Source organism: Streptomyces sp. LBL, assembly GCF_029893585.1.
GTDB lineage: Bacteria > Actinomycetota > Actinomycetes > Streptomycetales > Streptomycetaceae > Streptomyces.
Genome location: NZ_JARXYX010000078.1, coordinates 1 through 3,401 on the forward strand (window position 1 = coordinate 1; position 3,401 = coordinate 3,401).

At 56.8% G+C, this 3,401-nt stretch carries 2 rRNA genes; both read left to right on the forward strand.

From position 1 onward, the window contains the following. Positions 1–67 precede the first annotated feature (67 nt). Positions 68–3,191 (forward strand): 23S ribosomal RNA (locus M2271_RS42260). A 93-nt stretch (positions 3,192–3,284) separates the two neighbouring features. Beyond that, a 5S ribosomal RNA gene (rrf, locus tag M2271_RS42265) occupies positions 3,285–3,401 on the forward strand.

The window sequence follows — 3,401 nt, forward strand, 5'->3', positions numbered from 1 at the left end:
CGGATGGTTCGGGGTGGTGGGTGGCTGGTCGTTGTTTGAGAACTGCACAGTGGACGCGAGCATCTGTGGCCAAGTTTTTAAGGGCGCACGGTGGATGCCTTGGCACCAGGAACCGATGAAGGACGTGGGAGGCCACGATAGGCCCCGGGGAGTCGTCAACCAGGCTTTGATCCGGGGGTGTCCGAATGGGGAAACCCGGCAGTCGTCATGGGCTGTCACCCATACCTGAACACATAGGGTATGTGGAGGGAACGCGGGGAAGTGAAACATCTCAGTACCCGCAGGAAGAGAAAACAACCGTGATTCCGGGAGTAGTGGCGAGCGAAACTGGATGAGGCTAAACCGTATACGTGTGAGACCCGGCAGGGGTTGCGTGTACGGGGTTGTGGGATCTCTTTGTCACGGTCTGCCGATCGTGGGACGAGTCAGAAACCGTTGATGTAGACGAAGGACATGCGAAAGGTCCGGCGTAGAGGGTAAGACCCCCGTAGTCGAAATGTCAACGGCTCGTTGGAGAGACACCCAAGTAGCACGGGGCCCGAGAAATCCCGTGTGAATCTGGCGGGACCACCCGCTAAGCCTAAATATTCCCTGGTGACCGATAGCGGATAGTACCGTGAGGGAATGGTGAAAAGTACCGCGGGAGCGGAGTGAAATAGTACCTGAAACCGTGTGCCTACAAGCCGTGGGAGCGTCGCGCATCGAGTTTACTCGGTGCGTCGTGACTGCGTGCCTTTTGAAGAATGAGCCTGCGAGTTTGCGGTGTGTTGCGAGGTTAACCCGAGTGGGGTAGCCGTAGCGAAAGCGAGTCCGAATAGGGCGTTTTAGTAGCGCGCTCAAGACCCGAAGCGGAGTGATCTAGCCATGGGCAGGTTGAAGCGGCTGTAAGAGGTCGTGGAGGACCGAACCCACCAGGGTTGAAAACCTGGGGGATGACCTGTGGTTAGGGGTGAAAGGCCAATCAAACTCCGTGATAGCTGGTTCTCCCCGAAATGCATTTAGGTGCAGCGTCGTGTGTTTCTTGCCGGAGGTAGAGCACTGGATAGGCGATGGGCCCTACCGGGTTACTGACCTTAGCCAAACTCCGAATGCCGGTAAGTGAGAGCGCGGCAGTGAGACTGTGGGGGATAAGCTCCATGGTCGAGAGGGAAACAGCCCAGAGCATCGACTAAGGCCCCTAAGCGTACGCTAAGTGGGAAAGGATGTGGAGTCGCACAGACAACCAGGAGGTTGGCTTAGAAGCAGCCACCCTTGAAAGAGTGCGTAATAGCTCACTGGTCTAGTGATTCCGCGCCGACAATGTAGCGGGGCTCAAGCGTACCGCCGAAGTCGTGTCATTCACATGTATAGGGCCAACGCCTGTGTGGATGGGTAGGGGAGCGTCGTGTGCCGGGTGAAGCTGCGCCGGAAGGCAGTGGTGGACGGTTCACGAGTGAGAATGCAGGCATGAGTAGCGATACACACGTGGGAAACGTGTGCGCCGATTGACTAAGGGTTCCTGGGTCAAGCTGATCTGCCCAGGGTAAGTCGGGACCTAAGGCGAGGCCGACAGGCGTAGTCGATGGATAACCGGTTGATATTCCGGTACCCGCTGTGAAGCGTCAAACATTGAATCAGGCGATGCTAAGTCCGTGAAGCCGTTCCGGACCCTTCGGGGAATGGAAAGTGGTGGAGCCGACGGACCAGACTTGTAGTAGGTGAGTGATGGGGTGACGCAGGAAGGTAGTCCATCCCGGGCGGTGGTTGTCCCGGGGTAAGGGTGTAGGCCGTGCGATAGGTAAATCCGTCGTACTTGTGGCTGAGACCTGATGCCGAGCCGATTGTGGTGAAGTGGATGATCCTATGCTGTCGAGAAAAGCCTCTAGCGAGTTTCATGGCGGCCCGTACCCTAAACCGACTCAGGTGGTCAGGTAGAGAATACCGAGGCGTTCGGGTGAACTATGGTTAAGGAACTCGGCAAAATGCCCCCGTAACTTCGGGAGAAGGGGGGCCATTTCCGGTGATCCGTTTTACACGGTGAGCTGGGGGTGGCCGCAGAGACCAGCGAGAAGCGACTGTTTACTAAAAACACAGGTCCGTGCGAAGCCGTAAGGCGATGTATACGGACTGACGCCTGCCCGGTGCTGGAACGTTAAGGGGACCGGTTAGTGCGCTTTCGGGTGTGCGAAGCTGAGAACTTAAGCGCCAGTAAACGGCGGTGGTAACTATAACCATCCTAAGGTAGCGAAATTCCTTGTCGGGTAAGTTCCGACCTGCACGAATGGCGTAACGACTTCTCGACTGTCTCAACCATAGGCCCGGTGAAATTGCACTACGAGTAAAGATGCTCGTTTCGCGCAGCAGGACGGAAAGACCCCGGGACCTTTACTATAGTTTGATATTGGTGTTCGGTTCGGCTTGTGTAGGATAGCTGGGAGACTGTGAAGCTTGGACGCCAGTTCAGGTGGAGTCGTCGTTGAAATACCAGTCTGGTCGTGCTGGATGTCTAACCTGGGTCCGTGATCCGGATCAGGGACAGTGTCTGATGGGTAGTTTAACTGGGGCGGTTGCCTCCTAAAGAGTAACGGAGGCGCCCAAAGGTTCCCTCAGCCTGGTTGGCAATCAGGTGTTGAGTGTAAGTGCACAAGGGAGCTTGACTGTGAGACCGACGGGTCGAGCAGGGACGAAAGTCGGGACTAGTGATCCGGCGGTGGCTTGTGGAAGCGCCGTCGCTCAACGGATAAAAGGTACCCCGGGGATAACAGGCTGATCTTCCCCAAGAGTCCATATCGACGGGATGGTTTGGCACCTCGATGTCGGCTCGTCGCATCCTGGGGCTGGAGTCGGTCCCAAGGGTTGGGCTGTTCGCCCATTAAAGCGGTACGCGAGCTGGGTTTAGAACGTCGTGAGACAGTTCGGTCCCTATCCGCTGCGCGCGTAGGAATATTGAGAAGGGCTGTCCCTAGTACGAGAGGACCGGGACGGACGAACCTCTGGTGTGCCAGTTGTCCTGCCAAGGGCATGGCTGGTTGGCTACGTTCGGGAGGGATAACCGCTGAAAGCATCTAAGCGGGAAGCCTGCTTCGAGATGAGTATTCCCACCCCCTTTGAGGGGTTAAGGCTCCCAGTAGACGACTGGGTTGATAGGCCAGGTGTGGAAGCCCAGTAATGGGTGGAGCTGACTGGTACTAATAGGCCGAGGGCTTGTCCTCAGTTGCTCGCGTCCACTGTGTTGGTTCTGAAACCACGAACAGCCCCATGCCATGGTCACGGTATGGTGCGGCAGTTCGACAGTTTCATAGTGTTTCGGTGGTTATAGCGTGAGGGAAACGCCCGGTTACATTTCGAACCCGGAAGCTAAGCCTTACAGCGCCGATGGTACTGCAGGGGGGACCCTGTGGGAGAGTAGGACGCCGCCGAAC